This window comes from Streptomyces sp. NPDC101178 (assembly GCF_044767965.1).
GTDB lineage: Bacteria > Actinomycetota > Actinomycetes > Streptomycetales > Streptomycetaceae > Streptomyces.
On the sequence record NZ_JBIWOZ010000002.1, the window covers coordinates 70,820 to 88,948 of the forward strand.

An 18,129-nucleotide genomic window follows, 5' to 3' on the forward strand; every position below is an offset into this window, starting at 1 on the left:
CGCCCGAAGAGCGACCGTCCCCGGGCCGCCACCGGCCGCCACGGATCCGCATCGCACCAGGTCGGCGGGGCTGCACACCGCCTTCTGTCCGCGACGGACAACGACACGCACCCACCACTCCCGATCGGAGCATGCCCGGGTCCGCCACCCACCCCTAGCCTGCGATGAGAAGAGCGTCCGAAACACCCCCAGGAGCCCCTCATGACCGCAATCCCGCAGGAGCGCCGCGTCGTCACTGCCATCCCCGGCCCGAAGTCCGTCGAGCTCCAGGCTCGCCGGCTCGCCGCCGTCGCCGCAGGTGTGGGCTCCACCCTGCCGGTGTTCACCGCCCGCGCGGGCGGCGGGATCATCGAGGACGTGGACGGCAACCGGCTGATCGACTTCGGCTCCGGCATCGCCGTGACCTCGGTCGGCGCCTCCGCCGAGGCCGTCGTACGCCGCGCCTCCGCGCAGCTCGCGGACTTCACCCACACCTGTTTCATGGTCACGCCGTACGAGGGGTACGTCGAGGTCTGCGAGCAGCTCGCCGAGCTGACGCCGGGCGACCACGCGAAGAAGTCGGCGCTGTTCAACTCGGGCGCCGAGGCCGTCGAGAACGCGGTGAAGATCGCCCGCGCCTACACCAAGCGCACCGCCGTCGTCGTCTTCGACCACGGCTACCACGGCCGGACGAACCTCACCATGGGTATGACGGCCAAGAACATGCCGTACAAGCAGGGCTTCGGCCCGTTCGCGCCCGAGGTCTACCGCGTCCCGGTCGCCTACGGCTACCGCTGGCCGACCGGCGCCGACAACGCCGGTGCCGAGGCGTCCGCCCAGGCCGTCGACGCGATCACCAAGCAGATCGGCGCGGAGAACGTCGCCGCGATCATCATCGAGCCGGTGCTCGGCGAGGGCGGCTTCATCGAGCCGGCCAGGGGCTTCCTCCCGGCGATCGCGCGGTTCGCCAAGGACAACGGCATCGTCTTCGTCGCGGACGAGATCCAGTCCGGCTTCTGCCGCACCGGCCAGTGGTTCGCCTGCGAGGACGAGGGCATCGTCCCGGACCTGATCACCACCGCCAAGGGCATCGCCGGCGGTCTGCCGCTCTCCGCCGTGACCGGCCGCGCCGAGATCATGGACGCCGCGCACGCGGGCGGCCTCGGCGGTACGTACGGCGGCAACCCGGTCGCCTGCGCGGGGGCGCTCGGCGCGATCGAGACGATGCGCGAGCTGGACCTGAACGCGAAGGCCAAGCGGATCGAGGAGGTCATGAAGGACCGCCTCGCGCAGATGCAGGCGAAGCTCCCGAACGGCGACATCATCGGCGACATCCGCGGCCGTGGCGCCATGATCGCGATCGAGCTGGTCAAGTCCGGCACGAAGGACCCGAACCCGGAGGCGGCCGGCGCGCTCGCCAAGGCCTGCCACGCCGAGGGCGTCATGGTCCTGACCTGCGGCACCTACGGCAACGTCCTGCGCTTCCTGCCGCCGCTGGTGATCGGTGAGGACCTCCTCGGCGAGGGCCTCGACGTGATCGAGCAGGCTTTCGGCACGCTCTGATCCTCTGCGGATCCTTCGGACCCGGATGCCGTACGGCGGTGGTCCCGCGCCGCCGCCGTACGGCATCCGGGTGAGGGCCTGTGAAGAAGGTGTGCGGGGGCGATGGCGGGTGGCGGCTGCGGCTGTCGGCCACCCCTCCGCTGCCGTACGGTTTCTGCAGATGAGAGAAACACATCGCCCACGGGAAACCGCGGGTGATTCCGGGTCGGGGCTTCCCCAGCACCGTCCCGGGCGTGCCCTCGGGCACGGCGCCGGAGCCTCGCGCTCCGGTACTCCTCACCGATCGGACGGCCGCCCGCCCCACACCCCCCGGGGCGCGCGGCGAACCGGTCCCGCCGGCCATCCCGGAACAACCCCCCCTGTTCCCGGGTGGCCGGCCTCTCTCGTTCTCGCCCCGCTGGTGGTCCTGGTGGCCCTGTTCGGGCTGATCACCTGGCAGGTGGTGGCCGACGGCCCGCTGGTCCGGCTGGACGAACGCGTCGGCGACAGCCTCTTCCGGCGCGGCCCGGCCGCTCTGACCCAGCTCTTCTCCGACCTCGGCGGGGTGCCGGTGGCGCTCCCGGTGCTCGTCTGCGCGATGGCGTACGCGCTCTGGCGCGGTGCGCGGCGGCTGCCGGTGTACGCGGCCCTCACCATGGCGGCCGTCCCGGCGCTGGTGATCCCGCTGAAGGTGGCCACCGCCCGGCAGGGTCCGCTGACCGAGGCCGTCAACTACTACCCGTCGGGCCATACGGCGACGGCGGCGGTGGCGTACGGGGCTTCGGCGCTGCTCCTCCTCGCGGTGGACCGGCCGGCGTGGCTGCGTGCGTGGATGCCGCCCGCCGCCGCGGTGCTGCTGACGGCGGTGACGGGCGTCGGGCTGGTGCTGCACGGCTACCACTGGCCGCTGGACGTGCTGGCGAGCTGGTGCCTGGGGCCGGTGCTGCTCGCGCCGCTGTGGTGGGTCAGCCGATGGCGTCGAAGTGGGCCGCGAGCCACTCGGTGAGCTCCGGGGTGTCGTGGCCGATCGTGGCGAAGCGGCCGCAGAGGTGCGGATGCAGGTGCTCTGCCGTACCCGTGCCCAGCGCCTCGTAGCACCCCTCCGCGCGTGATCACCCCAGGACGGGCAGGACGGCATGGATGATGCCCGTCGCCGCGATCCTCTTCACCCCGGCGACGGGCATCGGTCTGGTGGGCTGCCTCAGGGGTGCCTCAGCGGCCGAAGTAGGAGTTGAAGTTCCGGCTGAACTCCCAGTTGTTGAACCGGTCCCAGTTGATCGACCAGGTCATCAGGCCCCGCAGGTCCGTCCAGGTGCCGTGCGTCTGGTAGGAGCCGCAGTCGGTCTTCTTGATCAGGCAGTTGAGCGCCTTGTTGACCTCGGCCGGTGAGGTGTGGCCGTTGCCCGCGTTGGTCGAGGCCGGGAGGCCGATGGCGACCTGGTCGGGGCGCAGGCCCGGGAAGACCCGGCTGGTGTTGCCCGCGACCGGGAAGCCGGCGAGCAGCATGTCGGTCATCGCGATGTGGAAGTCCGCGCCGCCCATCGAGTGGTACTGGTTGTCCAGGCCCATGATCGGACCCGAGTTGTAGTCCTGGACGTGGAGCAGGGTCAGGTCGTCGCGCAGGGCGTGGATGACCGGCAGGTAGGCGCCGGCGCGCGGGTCCTGGCCGCCCCAGGGGCCGGAGCCGTAGAACTGGTAGCCCAGCTGCACGAAGAAGGTCTCCGGCGCCATGGTCAGGATGAAGTCGGAGCCGTACTTCGCCTTGAGGGTCTTCACCGCCGAGATCAGGTTGACGATCACCGGTGAGGTCGGGGCGCGGAAGTCGGTGTCGCCGGTGTTCAGCGAGAGGGAGTGGCCCTCGAAGTCGATGTCCAGGCCGTCCAGGCCGTAGGTGTCGATGATCTTCGAGACCGAGGTGACGAAGGCGTCCCGGGCGGCGGTGGAGGCGAGCTGCACCTGGCCGTTCTGGCCGCCGATGGAGATCAGGACCTTCTTGCCCGCCGCCTGCTTGGCCTTGATGGCGGCCTTGAACTCCGCCTCAGACTCGACGTTCGGGCACTCGGTGACCGGGCAGAGCGAAAAGCGGATGTCGCCGGAGGTCACGGTGGTGGGCTCACCGAAGGCGAGGTTGATGACGTCCCAGGAGGCGGGAACGTCCGCCATGCGGGTGTAGCCGGAGCCGTTGGCGAAGCTGGAGTGGAGGTAGCCGACCAGCGCGCGGGCGGGGAGCTTGGTGCCGCCGCCGCCTCCGCCGCCCGTCGCGGTGGTCGCGGTGACGGCGGCCGACTTCGCGGACTCGCCGGCCGCGTTGGTGGCGGTGACCTGGAAGCTGTACGCGGTGGAGGCGGTCAGCCCGGTCACGGTGGCGGAGGGGCCGGTGGCCGAGGCCACCTTCGTACCGCCTCGGTAGACGTTGTAGCCGGTCGCGCCGGAGACGGCGTTCCAGGAGAGCGCGACCGAGGAGGAGGTGATCGCGGTGGTGCGCAGGCCCGCGGGGACTGCGGGGACGACCACCGGGTCGCCGCCGGGGCCGACGAGGGTGAGGTCGTCGACGTAGTGGGCGGGGGTGCCGTACCAGCCGTGGGTGTAGACGCTCACGGAGGTGGTGGAGGGGCCGGTGGTGAAGCTGGTGGTGAGCTGCTTCCAGGCGCCGGTGGACTGGGTCCAGGTGGAGACGTCGGTGGTGCCGGTGCCGGTGGCGCCGAGGTAGACCGGGCTGCCCTGCACCCAGGCGCTCAGCGTGTAGCGGGAGTTGGGCTTGACCGTGACCGGCTGGGAGCACCGGGCGTTGTCGTTGCCCGCAGGCGTCGCCTTCAGCGCCTTCGTACCGCCGTGTACGGGGGTGGAGACGGCCGCTCCGCTGCCCGCGGTGCAGCTCCAGCCGTCGAGACCGGCCTCGAAGCCGCCGTTGCGCGCCACGTCCACGTCCGCCGCGCTCGCCGCCGGTGCCGTGGCGACCAGGGCACCGGCGGCGAGCACCGCGGCCGTACAGGTGGCCAGAAGTCCGGAAAATCTGACGGTTGGTCCGGTGCGTTCCACAACAGCCTCCGTGCAGGGGGAAATTGGGTGTGGCGTGCGCACAACATGGTCCAGACCAATCAGGTTGTCAAGACCTCTGGCGATGGGACCGCCCTTTCGCGGCCCCTGGCGGGATCACGCCCCTCACGACCTCCGGCGGCGGGTCATCCTCCCTCCCGGTCGTCCTGGGCGGCGGCTCCGGCCGCCTCGTGCATCGCCAGCTCCAGCAGCGCCGCGTCCGTAAGGGTTCCCGAGCCGTCCGGCGGGATCAGCCAGCGCACCCCTCCGGCGGCGCGGCCCGGGTGCGGAACGACGATCCAGGTGCCGGGGCCCGCGCCGCGGATGCCGGTGCCGAGCCAGCGGGACGCGGTGCCGGGCGGGACGAAGAAGCCCATGCGGGACTCGCCGAAGTCGGCGAGGACCGGCCCGGGCCGGTCGATGAGACGGGTGAGCACGTCGAGCGTCGGATAGCCGAGCTCACCGGGGAGGATCAGCACGTCCCAGCGCCTGCCGGCGGGAAGAAGAGCGATCCCCTGGGGGTTGCGCTCCCATTCCCACCGGCAGGCGGCGGGGTCCGGTGCCACTGATGTGAGCCACTCGATCGCGGCTTTCGTTTCCGGTCCCGTCATGACCAGCCTCCCGTTGACGTGAACACCGGCAGGGGTCTACCGGTGGGTACACGTGCGAGAGAGCGGTCAGCCCCGACTATGACGCGGGTCGGGGCCACGAATGACCGTGACGTGAGTCACACTGTTGGACAAGGTGTCAGCTGTCGAAGCCGAGCCCCAGCTTGTCCATGGTCTTCAGCCAGAGATTGCGGTGCCCGCCGTTGGCGTCGGCGTGGGCGAGGGACCGCTTGGTGATCTCGATCCCGGCCCAGGCGAAGGGCTCCGGCGGGAACGGCATCGGCTTCGAGCGGACCATCTCCAGGCGGGTCCGCTCGGTCTCCTCACCGGCGAGCAGATCGAGCATCACATCGGCTCCGAAACGCGTGGAGCCGACGCCGAGTCCCGTGTATCCGGCGGCATAGGCGACCCGTCCCTGGTGGGCCGTTCCGAAGAAAGCCGTGAAGCGCGAGCACGTATCGATCGCACCGCCCCAGGCGTGCGAGAAATTCACTCCGAAAAGCTGCGGAAAACAGTCGAAGAACTGCTCCGCGAGCTTGAGGAACGTCTCCGGCCGCTGGTCCAGATCGGCGCTGAGACGGCCTCCGTACGGATAGATCGCGTCGTATCCGCCCCACAGGATCCGGTTGTCCGCGGAGAGCCGGAAGTAATGGAACTGGTTAGCGCTGTCGCCGAGTCCCTGGCGGCCCTTCCAGCCGATGGATTCGAGCTGTTCGGGCGTGAGCGGTTCGGTCATCAGCGCGTAGTCGTAGACCGGAACGGTGTACGGGCGGACCCGCTTGACGAGCGACGGGAAGATGTTGGTGCCGAGCGCGACCCGGCGGGCGAAGATCCGGCCGTACGGCGTGCGCACCGCCATCCCGGTCCCGGAGCGGACCAGGTCCAGCCCCGGCGTGTGCTCGTAGATCCGTACGCCCAGCTCCTCGCAGGCCCGCTTCAGGCCCCAGGCGAGCTTGGCCGGGTGCAGCATCGCGACGCCGTTCCGGTCCCAGAGGCCGCCGAGGAAGGTGGGCGAGTCGACCTCGGCGCACAGGGCCTCACGGTCCAGGAAGTCCACGCCGGTGATGCCGAGCTTGACGATCTCCTCGTGCCATTCCCGCAGCTCTTCGAGCTGGTGCGGCTCGGTGGCGACGTCGATCTCGCCGGTCCGCTCGAACTCGCAGTCGATGCCGTAGCGGGCGACGGCGGCCTCGATGGCGTCGAGGTTCCGCTCCCCCAGCTCCTCCAGTTTCGCGATCTCGTCCGGCCACCGCTCGACGCCGTTGGCCAGGCCGTGCGTGAGGGAGGCGGCGCAGAAGCCGCCGTTGCGGCCCGAGGCGGCCCAGCCCACCTCGTGCCCCTCGATGAGGACGACGTCCCGGCCGGGGTCGCGCTCCTTCGCGATGAGCGCGGTCCACAGGCCGCTGTAGCCGCCGCCGATGACCAGGAGGTCGGCGTGCTCGTCGCCGGTGAGGGCGGGCAGCGCGGCGGGTTTGGCCGGGTCGTCGAGCCAGTAGGAGACCGGCTTGGCGCCGGAGAGTGATCGGGCGGCGATACTCATGGCAGCTGGGGCCATGGTTTCCAACTCCTTCAGAACTTTCAGTTTCGAGCGTTGCTCTTTCGGCGGCTCGCGATGAGCTGACCGCCGAGGACCATCAGTACCGCAATGATGAACATCGCGGTGCCGATGACGTTGATCTGCACGGGCGTGCCGCGCTGCGCCGATCCCCAGACGAACATGGGGAACGTGACGGTGGAGCCCGCGTTGAAATTCGTGATGATGAAATCGTCGAAGGAGAGCGCGAAGGCAAGCAGCGCGCCCGCCGCGATTCCCGGTGCGGCGATGGGAAGGGTCACCCTGAGGAAAGTCTGCACGGGTCCCGCGTAGAGGTCGCGGGCGGCTTCCTCCAGTCTCGGGTCCATCGACATCACGCGTGCCTTGACGGCCGTCACCACGAAGCTGAGGCAGAACATGATGTGCGCGATCAGCACGGTCCAGAAGCCGAGCTGGGCGCCCATGTTCAGGAAGAGCGTGAGCAGCGACGCGGCCATGACGACCTCGGGCATCGCCATCGGCAGGAAGATCAGCGAGCTGATCGCGCCGCGCGCCCGGAAGCGGTAGCGGACCAGCGCGAAGGCGACCGCCGTGCCGAGCGCGGTGGCCCCGAGCGTCGCCCAGAAGGCGATCTGGAGCGAGAGGGAAAGGGAGCCGCAGAGATCGGCTACGCCGCAGGGGTCCTTCCACGCGTCCAGCGAGAACCGCTGCCACTCGTAGTTGAAGCGCCCGTTGGGCTTGTTGAACGAGAACACCATCACGACGATGTTCGGCAGGATCATGTACGCGAGGGTCAGCAGACCCGCGATGACGATCAGGTTCCGGCGTATCCAGCGCAGTACGGGCATCAGACCAGGTCCTCCGTCCCGGAGCGGCGGATGTAGAAGGTGACCATCAGCAGGACGATCGCCATGAGGATGAACGAGAGCGCGGCGGCCGTCGGATAGTCCAGGACCCGCAGGAACTGGCTCTGGATGACGGAGCCGACCATCTTGGTGTCGGTGGAGCCCAGCAGCTCGGCGTTGACGTAGTCGCCGCTGGCCGGGATGAAGGTCAGCAGGGTGCCGGAGACGACGCCGGGCATGGAGAGCGGGAACGTCACCTTGCGGAAGGTGGTGGCGGGGGTGGCGTAGAGGTCGCCCGCCGCCTCGTGCAGCCGGCCGTCGATCCGCTCCAGCGAGGTGTAGAGCGGCAGGATCATGAACGGCAGGAAGTTGTACGTCAGGCCGCAGACGACGGCCATCGGGGTGGCGAGGACCCGGTTGGACTCGGTCCAGCCGAGCCAGCTGGTGACGTCCAGGACGTGCAGCGTGTTGAGCACGTCCACGACCGCGCCGCCGTCGGCGAGGATCGTCTTCCACGCCAGCGTACGGATGAGGAAGCTGGTGAAGAACGGGGCGATGACCAGCACCAGCACCAGGTTGCGCCAGCGGCCCGCCTTGAAGGCGATGAGGTAGGCGAGCGGGTAGCCGAGCAGCAGGCACAGGATCGTGGCGGTGCCCGCGTACAGCAGGGACCGGATGAACTGCGGGTAGTAGTCGCGCAGCGCGTCCACGTACGTCTGGAAGTGCCAGGTGACCTCGAAGCCCTGCTCCAGGGAGCCGGTCTGTACGGAGGTGGAGGCCTGGTAGACCAGCGGCAGCGCGAAGAAGACGAGCAGCCAGAGGATGCCGGGGAGCAGCAGCCAGTACGGGATGAGCCGTTTACGGGTGGAGGGCTTGCGGAGCGTGAGCTCCCGGGGCTCCTCGGGGCCGGGGGACGGCGCCGGCGGCGCCTTCGTGGCGCTCACTCCGCGTCCTCCACGCTCGTCGCTCCCGCGTCGATGTCCTGGGCGGCGTCGAGGCCGAAGGTGTGGGCGGGGTTCCAGTGCAGGACGACCTCGGCACCGGGAAGGAGTCCCGCGCGCCTGTCGACGTTCTGCTCGTACACCTGGAGGGCCGTTCCGGCCGGGCTCTCGACCACGTACTGCGTGGAGACGCCGATGAAGCTGGAGTCGGTGATGCGGCCGGTGACGCGGTTGCGGCCTGCGGCGATGGCATCCGCGTCGTCCGCGTGGGCCAGGGAGATCTTCTCGGGCCGGATGCCGAGGAGGAGCCGGCCGCCGCTCGTGATCGGCGCCGAACATCGCTCGCGGGGCAGCGTGAGCTTCCCGCCGCCCGCGGCCACCACCAGGTCCTCGCCGCTCGACACGATCTCGCCCGCGATGAGGTTGGAGGTGCCGAGGAAGTTGGCGACGAAGGTGGTGCGCGGGTTCTCGTAGAGGTCGGCGGGGGCGCCGAGCTGCTCGACACGTCCCCCGTTCATCACCGCGACGGTGTCGGCCATGGTCATGGCCTCCTCCTGGTCGTGGGTGACGTGCACGAAGGTGATGCCGACCTCGGTCTGGATCCGCTTGAGCTCCAGCTGCATCTGACGGCGCAGCTTGAGGTCGAGAGCGCCGAGCGGTTCGTCGAGCAGCAGGACCTGCGGGTGGTTGATGAGCGCGCGGGCCACGGCGACGCGCTGCTGCTGGCCGCCGGAGAGCTGGTGCGGTTTGCGGCGGGCGAAGTCGCCGAGCTGGACCAGCTCCAGCATCTCGTCGACCTGCTTCTTCACCGACTTGATGCCGCGCCGGCGCAGCCCGAAAGCGACGTTCTCGGTGATGTCCAGGTGCGGGAAGAGCGCGTAGCTCTGGAAGACGGTGTTGACCGGCCGCTTGTACGGGGGCAGGTCGGTGATGTCCTTGCCGCCGAGGTAGACCGTGCCGGTGGTGGCCTCCTCCAGCCCCGCGATCATCCGCAGGGTGGTGGTCTTGCCGCAGCCGGAGGCGCCGAGCAGGGCGAAGAAGGAGCCCTCGGGGACGGTCAGGTCGAGCGGCTGGACGGCGGTGAAGGAGCCGTAGGTCTTGCTGATCCCGACGAGGCGGACATCGCCGCCCGCGGTCTGCTGCTGCTGTGTCATGGGTCGCGGTCCCAGTGTGTTCGGGGGGAGTTCGGAGAGAGGCGGGGCCGGTGGGGTACCGGCGGTTACCGGGTCAGGCGCCGATGAGTTTGGTGAACTTCTCTTCGTATGCCGTCTCTTCCTCCGTGCTCAGGGAGCGGAAGGAGCGGGACTTCGCCGCCATCTCCCGGTCGGGGAGGATCAGCGTGTTGGAGGCCATCGACTCGTCGATCTTGGCGAGTTCGTCGCGTACGCCGTCGACCGGGCAGACGTAGTTGATGTACGCGGCGAGCTGGGCGGCGACCGGCGGCTCGTAGTAGTAGTCGATGAGCTTCTCGGCGTTGGTCTTGTGCCGGGCCTGCGCGGGGACCAGGAGGTTGTCGCTGGAGGTGATGTAACCGGCGGCCGGAATGGCGAACTTGATGTCCGGGTTGTCGGCCTGGAGCTGGATGATGTCCCCGGCCCAGCCGACGCAGGCGGCGATGTCGCCCTTGCTGAGGTCGGCGGTGTAGTCGTTGCCGGTGAAGCGGCGGATCTGCTTCTTGTCGACGGCCTTCTGGAGCCGGCCGATCGCCCCGTCGAAGTCGGTGTCGGTGAACTTCCCCGGGTCCTTGCCCTGGTCGAGGAGGGTCATGCCGATGGTGTCGCGCATCTCGGAGAGGAAGGAGACGCGTCCCTTGAGCTTCGGGTCGTCGAGGAGCTGGGTGACCGAGTCGACCTTCCGGCCGCCGGTCGCCTTCGCGTTGTACGCGATGACCGTGGGGATGCCGGTCCAGGGGTAGGAGTAGGCGCGGCCGGGGTCCCAGTCGGGGGTGCGGAACTGGGCGGAGATGTTGGCGAAGGCGTGCGGGAGGTTCGAGGGGTCGAGCTTCTGCGCCCAGCCGAGCCGGATGATGCGGGCGGCCAGCCAGTCGGTGACGCAGATGAGGTCGCGGCCGGTGTTCTGGCCGGCGGCGAGCTGCGGTTTGATCTTCCCGAAGAACTCGACGTTGTCGTTGATGTCCTCGGTGTACTTGACCCTGATCCCGGTGCGCTTGGTGAACGCGGCGAGGGTGGGGCGGGTCTTCTCGTCGTCGCTGACGTCCATGTACTCGGTCCAGTTGGAGAAGGCGACCTCCTTCTCCTTCTCCGAGTGGTCGTCGGCGGCGGCTCCCTCGGCGCGTCCGGCGGGCGGGATGCCGCAGGCGCCGAGGGTGGCTATCCCGCCCAGCGCGAGGGCGCCCATACCGGAGGCGCGCAGCAGGGAGCGGCGGGTGAGGGCGCCCCGGCCGCTGGTCAGGGAACGCCTCATGGCCGCCAGCTGGACCGGCGAGAGGCGCTCGGGCTCGTAACTCTCCATACGCGTGTGCCCTTTCGGGTGGGAGGCCGCCGGGGCCTGCCGTGAACAGGCCCCGATCGTGCGGCAGCTGCTATCGGTCCCCGAAGATCGTGCGGTGCCAGTCCTTGCGGGCGACCGCGGTGTTGTCGTACATGACGTGCTTGACCTGCGTGTACTCCTCGAAGGAGTACGCCGACATGTCCTTGCCGAAGCCGCTGGCCTTGTATCCGCCGTGCGGCATCTCGGAGAGGATCGGGATGTGGTCGTTCACCCACACACAGCCCGCCTGGATCTCGCGGGTGGCGCGGTTCGCGCGGTACAGGTCGCGGGTCCAGGCGGAGGCGGCCAGTCCGTACGGGGTGTCGTTGGCGAGCGCGATGCCCTCGTCGTCGGTGTCGAAGGGGAGGACGACGAGGACCGGGCCGAAGATCTCCGACTGGACGATCTCGCTGTCCTGGGCGGCGCCCGCGATCAGTGTCGGCCGGTAGTACGCGCCGTCCGCGAGGTCGCCGCCGGGTGCCTCGCCGCCGGTGACGACCTGGGCGTAGCCGCGGGCCCGCTCGACGAAGGCGGCGACGCGGTCGCGCTGGGCGTGGCTGATGAGGGGGCCGAGGTCGGTGGACGCGTCGAAGGGCGAGCCGAGGCGGACGGTCTCCATGAGGGCGGCGACGTCTCGGACGAAGGCGTCGTACAGCGGGCGCTGGACATAGGCGCGGGTGGCGGCGGTGCAGTCCTGGCCGGTGTTGATGAGCGAACCGGCGACCGCGCCGTGCACGGCGGCCTCCAGGTCGGCGTCGTCGAAGACCACGAAGGGGGCCTTGCCGCCGAGCTCCAGGTGGAGGCGCTTGACGGTGGCGGTGGCGATCTCCGCGACCCGCTTGCCGACGGCGGTGGAGCCGGTGAAGGAGGTCATGACGACGTCCGGGTGGCCGACGAGGTGCTCTCCGGCCTCCTTTCCGGCGCCGTTGACGATGTTGATCACGCCGTCCGGGATGCCGGCCTCGGTGGCGGCCTGGGCGAACATCAGCGAGGTGAGCGGGGTCAGCTCGGCGGGCTTGAGGACGATGGTGTTGCCCGCGGCGACGGCCGGGAGGATCTTCCAGGCGGCCATCTGGAGGGGGTAGTTCCAGGGTGCGATGGAGCCGACGACGCCGATCGCCTCTCGGCGTACGTACGAGGTGTGGTCACCGTCGTACTCGGCGGCGGCCTTGCCCTCCAGGTGGCGGGCGGCGCCCGCGAAGAAGGCGGCGTTGTCGACGGTCCCGGGCACGTCGAACTCGGTGGAGAGCTTGAGCGGCTTGCCGCACTGGAGGGACTCGGCGTACGCGAAGTCGTCGGCCCGCTCGGCGAGGACGGCGGCGAACCGGTGCAGGGCCTCGGAGCGCTCGCCGGGGGTGGCGCCCGACCAGCCGGGGAAGGCGGCGCGGGCGGCGGCGACGGCCGCGTCCACGTCCTCGGTGCCCGCCAGCTCGTACCGCAGGACGCTCTCGCCGGTCGCGGGGTCCACCACGTCGTGGTGGCGGCCGGACGTGCCCGGGAGCAGCTTGCCGCCGATGTACTGCGCACCTTCCGCGAAGCGGTCCTGAACCTGGAAGCCGTTGCTCATGACGCTCTCCTCCGCCGCTGTACCCGCTGCGCGGGGTCGGCGTAGCCTCTTCGTGAATTGAGTGCCGATCCTGACAGAGGGGTCCAGGCCCAACAAGTGATTCCGTTGTTGCCTTTTGGTTACGCGACGGAATCTGTCGACCATGTGTCGTGTCGGTGCGGAAATCCCCGTACGGAGTGTCAGTGGCGGATGCCACACTCACATGCCATGGGACCGATCGATGAGCTTGTGGCGGACGTGGCGCGGGGCAAGCGGGTGAAGTATCTGCCGTTCTGGGGCCACCGCCCGCGCCCGGACGGCCGGCTGGGGCCGAGCTGCCTGAGCCAGTGGTGGCCCTCGCCCTTCACGGTGGACGGGGTGACGTACGCCGGCGCCGAGCACTGGATGATGGCCGGCAAGGCTCGCCTCTTCGGCGATACGGAGGCGGAGCAGGCGGCCGTCACGGCGTCGAGCCCGGCGGCGGCGAAGAAGGCCGGGCGGCTGGTGCGCGGCTTCGACGAGGACCGGTGGATACGGGAGCGGTTCGCCCTGGTCGTGGAGGGCAGCGTCCACAAGTTCGGGCAGAGCCCTGAGCTGGCCGGCTATCTGCTGTCCACGGGCGACCGGGTGCTGGTGGAGGCGTCTCCGCTGGACCGGATCTGGGGCATCGGGCTGGCGGCGGACGACGAGCGGGTGGAGCGGCCGCAGGAGTGGCAGGGGCTGAATCTGCTGGGGTTCGCGCTGATGGAGGCCCGGGAGCGGCTGCGGGTGGCTTAGCCCCCACCCTCTGGTACGACAGCGCCGCCCGGTCCGGCGGGGAGGGGTTCCCTGCCGGACCGGGCGGCGGATGCGGTACGTCCCGGTGGCTAGCCGCGGCCCTCGATGACCAGCGACGTGGCGAACGGGTCGTCGTCGTAGGTCTCGTCGAAGCTGGAGTCGCCGTTGGCGATGGCCCAGATGATGAAGCCGAGGAGCACGGATCCGACCACGATGCCGACGGATCCCGTGATGATCCCGGCGATCGCCATGCCCCGGTTGGTGGCCTCGCCGCGCTTGGCCCGGCCGAGGCCGATGAGGCCGAAGATCAGCGCCAGGATGCCGAGGATGATGTTCACCCCGTACATGCAGAACCCGACGATCGAGATGATGCCGAGCACCAGCGCGGCCGTGCCGAGGCCGTTCGAGGGCTGCGGCCCCCAGGGCTGCTGGCCGCCGTAGGCGTCATAGCCCGGGTAGCCGCCGTACGGCTGCGCCGGCGGGGCCGGGTAGCCGTAGTGCCCGGTGGTCGGGGGCGGCGGTGGCTGGTGGCCGGGGCCGCCCGGGCCGATCGGCGGCGGCGGTACGGCCGAGGGCGGCGGGCCGAAGCCGCCGCCCGTCGGTATCGGGCCGGTGCCGTCGGCGGCGGGCCCCGCGCTCGGCATCGACGTCACGGTCTGCTGGTCATGGACGGCGGGCGGCGGCGGAGCGGCGTCCTGCTTGCCCAGCTCCACCCTGCTGTCCGGCGGTGCCCACGGATCGCGCGGCGCGGCCCCGCCCCCGGGCTGCTCTGTGTTGTCTGACATGGGCCTCCCCCATCGTGGTCCCGTCATGCTACGGCCCGGTTCCGCACCGCCTCACCCCGCCTACGATGATCGGTGCAGCCGGCCGGGACCACCCCTGGGGCTCCGCCGACGTACACGCCGAACTGTGGGAGACAGACACATGACCGATCCGCACCCCTTCATCGCCGGGCTGCCCAAGGCCGAGCTCCACGTCCACCATGTCGGGTCCGCCTCACCCCGGATCGTCGCCGAACTGGCCGCCCGGCACTCGGACTCGAAGGTCCCCACGGACCCGGAGGCGCTGACCGACTACTTCACCTTCACCGACTTCGCGCACTTCATCGAGGTCTACCTCTCGGTGGTGGAGCTGATCCGCACCCCCGAGGACGTCCGGCTGCTCACCTTCGAGGTGGCGCGGGACATGGCACGGCAGAACATCCGGTACGCGGAGCTGACCGTGACCCCGTTCAGCTCGACCCTGCGCGGCATCCCGGAGGTGGCCTTCATGGAGGCCATCGAGGACGCCCGCAAGTCGGCCGAGGCCGAGCTGGGCGTCATCCTGCGCTGGTGCTTCGACATCCCGGGTGAGCTGGGGACCCCGGCCGCCGACGAGACCGCCCGGCTGGCGGTGGACCTGCGGCCCGAGGGACTCGTCTCCTTCGGCCTCGGCGGGCCGGAGATCGGGGTGGAGCGTCCGCAGTTCAAGCCCTACTTCGACCGGGCCATCGACGCGGGCCTCCACTCGGTGCCGCACGCCGGGGAGACCACCGGACCGCAGACCGTCTGGGACGCGCTCACCGAGCTGCGCGCCGAGCGCATCGGCCACGGCACCAGCTCCGTCCAGGACCCGAAGCTGCTGGAGCACCTGGCCGAGCACCGCATCGCCCTGGAGGTCTGCCCGACGTCGAACATCGCGACCCGCGCGGTCACCGACATCGAGCTCCACCCGATCCGGGAGATGGTGCAGGCGGGTGTCCTGGTCACCGTCAACAGCGACGACCCGCCCATGTTCGGCACCGACCTCAACAACGAGTACGCGGTCGCCGCCCGGCTGTTGAAGCTGGACGAGCAGGGCATCGCCGTCCTCGCGAAGAACGCGGTGGAGGCCTCGTTCCTGGACCCGGCCGGCAAGCGCCGGCTGGCCGAGGAGATCGACACGTACACGGCGAACTGGCTCCGGGGCCCCGCCCGCTGACCCGGACACGCAACCGCCCCGCTGACCGGGACACGTACCCGGAGAATCGCCTCCGGCGCCCCGCCCGCGCGCCCCGGTCGTCACAATGGCCCCATGGCCGACACCACCTCCCGCCTCACCGCCGTGGCGCACCGCGGCGATCCGTACCGGGCCCGCGAGAACACGCTGCCCTCGATCCGCTCCGCCCTCGACCGGGGGGCGGACGCGGTCGAGATCGACGTACGGGTGACCCGCGACGGCGTGCCCGTCCTGCTCCACGACACGACGCTGGAGCGGCTGTGGGGCCATGACCGGCGCGTCGACCGGCTGACCCACCAGGAGGTGCTGGAGCTGACCGGCGGCGGGGTGCCGACCCTGCGCGAGGCGCTGGAGGCCACCGAGGGGCACCGGGTGATGGTGGACCTGCCCGGCTCCACGGACGCCTCGGTGAAGAAGGTCGTCGGTACGGTCCTGGAGTACGGGGCGGGCGACCGGGCGTACTACTGCGCCGGCGCGGACGCGATGCTGCGGGTGCGCGGAGCGGATCCGGCCGCGGAGATCGCGCTGACCTGGAACACCCTCGCTCCGCCGCGTCCGGTCCTGCTGGCGGCGGTGAAGCCGCGCTGGCTGAACTACCGCTTCGGGCTCGTCAGCCGCGAACTGGCCGAGCGGGCGCACCGGGACGGGCTCCTCGTCTCCGCCTGGACGGCCGACACCAAGCGCACGATGCGCCGGCTGATCGAGCGGGGCGTCGACTCGATCACCACCAACCGGATCGACGCGCTGCACCAGGTGCGTTCCAACTCCCCTGCGCTGAGGGCCTCTTGATTCGTCCGGCATGATGGTCGGTGCCGTGAAGCGCCGGACGGGGACGAGGAGCATCAGACGTGAGTGAGAGCCGACCGCGGGCCGAGGCCCCGGCCCGGATACGTTCCGACGTCGCGCACAACGCCCGGGTGTGGAACTACTGGCTGGGCGGCAAGGACCACTACCCGGTGGACCGGGCGGTGGGCGACCAGGTGACCGGGATGTACCCGAGCATCGGTGAAGTGGCCCGCGCCGACCGGGCGTTCCTCGGCCGGGTGGTGCGGCACCTGGCCGGGGACGTGGGCGTCGACCAGTTCCTGGACATCGGCACCGGCCTGCCGACGGCCGACAACACCCACGAGATCGCCCAGCACACCGCGCCGCACGCCCGGGTCGTCTACGTCGACAACGACCCGATCGTGCTGGCCCACGCGCGGGCCCTGCTCAGCGGTTCGCTGGAGGGCGCGACGGAGTACGTCGACGCGGACGCGCACGATCCGGAGCGGATCCTGAAGGCGGCCGAGCCCACGCTGGACCTGGGCCGGCCGGTCGCGGTGATGATGCTCGGCATCCTCAACTTCGTGCTGGACACGGACGAGGCGCGCTCCATCGTCCGCACGCTGATGACGGCCGTCCCCTCGGGCAGCCACCTGGTGCTCACCCACCCGACGCTGGAGCTGGGCGGCGAGGGCAACGAGGCGGCGATGCGCTTCTGGAACGAGAACGCCACTCCGCCGATCACCGCCCGCACCCGCGACGAGGTCGCGTCCTTCCTGGACGGCCTCGACCTGCTGGAGCCGGGCCTCGTCTCCTGCTCCCGCTGGCGTACGAACCCGCGGGAGCCGGAGGTGGCGCAGTTCGGCGTGGTGGCCCGGAAGCCGTGAGGTCCCGGAGCCACGCATTTCACAACCCGACGATGGCGTTCCACTTCTTGGCGAAGTCCGTCCGCTCCTCGGCGGTGATGTCGCGCGCGATGGCGAGCCGTTCGCGCATCGCGTCGTCGGGGAAGATCAGCGGGTCCTCGGCGAGCGCGGCGGTCTCCTCGTCCTTGGACGAGGCGAGGATGTCACGGGCGGCGGGCACCGGGCAGACGTAGTTGACCCAGGTGGCGAGTTCGGCGGCGATCTGGGGGTCGTAGTAGTGGTCGACCAGCCGTTCCGCGTTGCGCTTGTGGCGGGCGAGGTTGGGGATCATCAGCGACTCGGCCCAGAGTTCGGCGCCCTCCTCGGGCACGAGGAACTCGATGTCCGGGTTGTCCGCCTGGAGTTGGATGACGTCGCCGGAGTACGCCTGGCAGGCCAGCACATCGCCGGTGGAGAGGTCCTTGATGTAGTCGTTGCCGGTGAAGCGGCGGATGTGCTTGGACCGGACCCGCTTCTCGATGTGCTCGCACATGGTGTGGAAGTCGTCGGCGGTCCACCGGGTGATGTCGACGCCGTCGCCCTGCATGAGCAGTGCGAACGACTCGTCGAGCCCGGACAGCAGCGTCACCTTGCCGCGCAGGTCGTCGGCCCACAGGTCGCTGGTGGAGCGGAGTTCGCGGCCGAGGCGCTTGCGGTTGTACGCGATGCCGGTGATCCCGGACTGCCACGGGACGCTGTGGCGCCGCCCGGCGTCGAAGGCGGGCGAACGCAGCTGCGGGTCCAGGTACTTGGCGACGTTCGGCTGCTTGGCCCGGTCCATCTCCTGGACCCAGCCGAGCCGGACGAAGCGGGCGGCCATCCAGTCGCTGATGACGATCAGGTCCCGGCCGGTCTGCTGGCGGTTCATCAGGGCCGGGCTGATCTTCCCGAAGAACTCGTCGTTGTCGTTGATCTCCTCGGTGTACGTGACGGAGATCCCGGTCCGCTCGGTGAAGGCGTCCAGCGTGGGCCGCTTCGAGGTGTTCTCGTCGTCGGTGTCGATGTAGAGCGGCCAGTTGGCGAAGTGCAGGCTGTGGTCGGTCGCGGAACTGTCGCGTCCGGCCCGGTCCCCCGGCTCGACATAGGCCGCGGGCACCCCGCAGCCGGCCAGGGAGGCCCCGGCGGCCCCGGCCCCGAGGGCGCGCAGCAGGGAACGGCGGGACATGGGGTTCTTCGGGATCACT

Annotated in this window: 16 protein-coding genes; 6 read left to right on the forward strand and 10 right to left on the reverse strand. The window is 70.3% G+C overall.

Annotated elements, in window-relative coordinates; genetic code table 11:
• The first annotated feature begins 201 nt into the window (after positions 1 to 201).
• Together gabT and ACIRR8_RS04440 are read left to right on the forward strand one after the other, a co-directional pair.
• On the forward strand, positions 202 to 1,542 hold the full coding sequence (gabT, locus tag ACIRR8_RS04435) for a 4-aminobutyrate--2-oxoglutarate transaminase (protein WP_404058856.1): 1,341 nt from the start codon (positions 202 to 204) through the stop codon (positions 1,540 to 1,542).
• A gap of 409 nt (positions 1,543 to 1,951) precedes the next feature.
• Entirely contained in the window at positions 1,952 to 2,527 is a 576-nt protein-coding gene (locus tag ACIRR8_RS04440) for a phosphatase PAP2 family protein (RefSeq protein WP_404058858.1), read from the forward strand.
• Positions 2,528 to 2,733: 206 nt separating this feature from the next.
• Here ACIRR8_RS04440 and ACIRR8_RS04445 read toward each other — a convergent pair whose 3' ends face one another.
• From ACIRR8_RS04445 to ACIRR8_RS04480, 8 genes are all read right to left on the reverse strand, one after another.
• A complete protein-coding gene (locus ACIRR8_RS04445; protein ID WP_404058861.1) occupies positions 2,734 to 4,560 on the reverse strand; it encodes a chitinase in 1,827 nt (608 codons plus the stop codon).
• A gap of 143 nt (positions 4,561 to 4,703) precedes the next feature.
• Positions 4,704 to 5,168 carry a hypothetical protein gene (locus ACIRR8_RS04450; protein WP_404058863.1) on the reverse strand — a complete coding sequence of 155 codons (465 nt, stop codon included), beginning with the start codon at positions 5,166 to 5,168 and terminating at the stop codon, positions 4,704 to 4,706.
• Positions 5,169 to 5,304: 136 nt separating this feature from the next.
• Positions 5,305 to 6,720, reverse strand: coding sequence for an NAD(P)/FAD-dependent oxidoreductase (locus ACIRR8_RS04455; RefSeq protein ID WP_404058865.1), 1,416 nt, complete (start codon positions 6,718 to 6,720; stop codon positions 5,305 to 5,307).
• A 23-nt stretch (positions 6,721 to 6,743) separates the two neighbouring features.
• Positions 6,744 to 7,547 (reverse strand): ABC transporter permease, encoded by an 804-nt coding sequence (locus ACIRR8_RS04460; RefSeq protein WP_404058867.1) that lies wholly within the window; start codon positions 7,545 to 7,547, stop codon positions 6,744 to 6,746.
• Positions 7,547 to 8,488: an ABC transporter permease gene (locus ACIRR8_RS04465; RefSeq protein WP_404058870.1), complete on the reverse strand. Its 942-nt coding sequence runs from the start codon at positions 8,486 to 8,488 to the stop codon at positions 7,547 to 7,549. The genes ACIRR8_RS04460 and ACIRR8_RS04465 overlap by 1 nt, the downstream gene beginning before the upstream one ends.
• Complete coding sequence (locus ACIRR8_RS04470) at positions 8,485 to 9,639, reverse strand: ABC transporter ATP-binding protein (RefSeq protein ID WP_404058873.1); 1,155 nt, start codon at positions 9,637 to 9,639, stop codon at positions 8,485 to 8,487. The genes ACIRR8_RS04465 and ACIRR8_RS04470 overlap by 4 nt, the downstream gene beginning before the upstream one ends.
• A 73-nt stretch (positions 9,640 to 9,712) precedes the next feature.
• On the reverse strand, positions 9,713 to 10,957 hold the full coding sequence (locus ACIRR8_RS04475) for a PotD/PotF family extracellular solute-binding protein (protein ID WP_404058875.1): 1,245 nt from the start codon (positions 10,955 to 10,957) through the stop codon (positions 9,713 to 9,715).
• Positions 10,958 to 11,027: 70 nt separating this feature from the next.
• Positions 11,028 to 12,542 carry a gamma-aminobutyraldehyde dehydrogenase gene (locus ACIRR8_RS04480; RefSeq protein WP_404058877.1) on the reverse strand — a complete coding sequence of 505 codons (1,515 nt, stop codon included), beginning with the start codon at positions 12,540 to 12,542 and terminating at the stop codon, positions 11,028 to 11,030.
• A gap of 207 nt (positions 12,543 to 12,749) precedes the next feature.
• Here ACIRR8_RS04480 and ACIRR8_RS04485 point away from each other — a divergent pair, with 207 nt between their 5' ends.
• Positions 12,750 to 13,298 carry an NADAR family protein gene (locus tag ACIRR8_RS04485; RefSeq protein ID WP_404058880.1) on the forward strand — a complete coding sequence of 183 codons (549 nt, stop codon included), beginning with the start codon at positions 12,750 to 12,752 and terminating at the stop codon, positions 13,296 to 13,298.
• An 89-nt stretch (positions 13,299 to 13,387) separates the two neighbouring features.
• Here ACIRR8_RS04485 and ACIRR8_RS04490 read toward each other — a convergent pair whose 3' ends face one another.
• Entirely contained in the window at positions 13,388 to 14,083 is a 696-nt protein-coding gene (locus tag ACIRR8_RS04490) for a DUF4190 domain-containing protein (RefSeq protein WP_404058883.1), read from the reverse strand.
• 139 nt (positions 14,084 to 14,222) lie between these two features.
• Between ACIRR8_RS04490 and ACIRR8_RS04495 the strand changes: the two genes are divergently transcribed.
• The 3 genes from ACIRR8_RS04495 (at position 14,223) to ACIRR8_RS04505 (ending at position 16,927) form a co-directional block, all read left to right on the forward strand.
• Positions 14,223 to 15,257 (forward strand): adenosine deaminase, encoded by a 1,035-nt coding sequence (locus ACIRR8_RS04495; RefSeq protein ID WP_404058886.1) that lies wholly within the window; start codon positions 14,223 to 14,225, stop codon positions 15,255 to 15,257.
• A 93-nt stretch (positions 15,258 to 15,350) separates the two neighbouring features.
• Positions 15,351 to 16,064, forward strand: coding sequence for a glycerophosphodiester phosphodiesterase (locus ACIRR8_RS04500; RefSeq protein WP_404058889.1), 714 nt, complete (start codon positions 15,351 to 15,353; stop codon positions 16,062 to 16,064).
• Positions 16,065 to 16,123: 59 nt separating this feature from the next.
• Positions 16,124 to 16,927 carry an SAM-dependent methyltransferase gene (locus ACIRR8_RS04505; RefSeq protein WP_404058892.1) on the forward strand — a complete coding sequence of 268 codons (804 nt, stop codon included), beginning with the start codon at positions 16,124 to 16,126 and terminating at the stop codon, positions 16,925 to 16,927.
• A 19-nt stretch (positions 16,928 to 16,946) separates the two neighbouring features.
• Here the strand turns inward: ACIRR8_RS04505 and ACIRR8_RS04510 are convergent, their stop codons facing one another.
• Entirely contained in the window at positions 16,947 to 18,110 is a 1,164-nt protein-coding gene (locus tag ACIRR8_RS04510; protein ID WP_404058895.1) for a spermidine/putrescine ABC transporter substrate-binding protein, read from the reverse strand.
• Positions 18,111 to 18,129: the final 19 nt, after the last annotated feature.

Coding starts and splice junctions, on each gene's coding strand:
- ACIRR8_RS04480 (WP_404058877.1), bottom strand. CDS start 12,542: ATGAGCAACGGCTTCCAGGTTCAGGACCGCTTCGCGGAAGGTGCGCAG.
- ACIRR8_RS04485 (WP_404058880.1), top strand. CDS start 12,750: ATGGGACCGATCGATGAGCTTGTGGCGGACGTGGCGCGGGGCAAGCGG.
- ACIRR8_RS04470 (WP_404058873.1), bottom strand. CDS start 9,639: ATGACACAGCAGCAGCAGACCGCGGGCGGCGATGTCCGCCTCGTCGGG.
- gabT (WP_404058856.1), top strand. CDS start 202: ATGACCGCAATCCCGCAGGAGCGCCGCGTCGTCACTGCCATCCCCGGC.
- ACIRR8_RS04495 (WP_404058886.1), top strand. CDS start 14,223: ATGACCGATCCGCACCCCTTCATCGCCGGGCTGCCCAAGGCCGAGCTC.
- ACIRR8_RS04500 (WP_404058889.1), top strand. CDS start 15,351: ATGGCCGACACCACCTCCCGCCTCACCGCCGTGGCGCACCGCGGCGAT.
- ACIRR8_RS04490 (WP_404058883.1), bottom strand. CDS start 14,083: ATGTCAGACAACACAGAGCAGCCCGGGGGCGGGGCCGCGCCGCGCGAT.
- ACIRR8_RS04460 (WP_404058867.1), bottom strand. CDS start 7,547: ATGCCCGTACTGCGCTGGATACGCCGGAACCTGATCGTCATCGCGGGT.
- ACIRR8_RS04455 (WP_404058865.1), bottom strand. CDS start 6,720: ATGGCCCCAGCTGCCATGAGTATCGCCGCCCGATCACTCTCCGGCGCC.
- ACIRR8_RS04450 (WP_404058863.1), bottom strand. CDS start 5,168: ATGACGGGACCGGAAACGAAAGCCGCGATCGAGTGGCTCACATCAGTG.
- ACIRR8_RS04475 (WP_404058875.1), bottom strand. CDS start 10,957: ATGGAGAGTTACGAGCCCGAGCGCCTCTCGCCGGTCCAGCTGGCGGCC.
- ACIRR8_RS04510 (WP_404058895.1), bottom strand. CDS start 18,110: ATGTCCCGCCGTTCCCTGCTGCGCGCCCTCGGGGCCGGGGCCGCCGGG.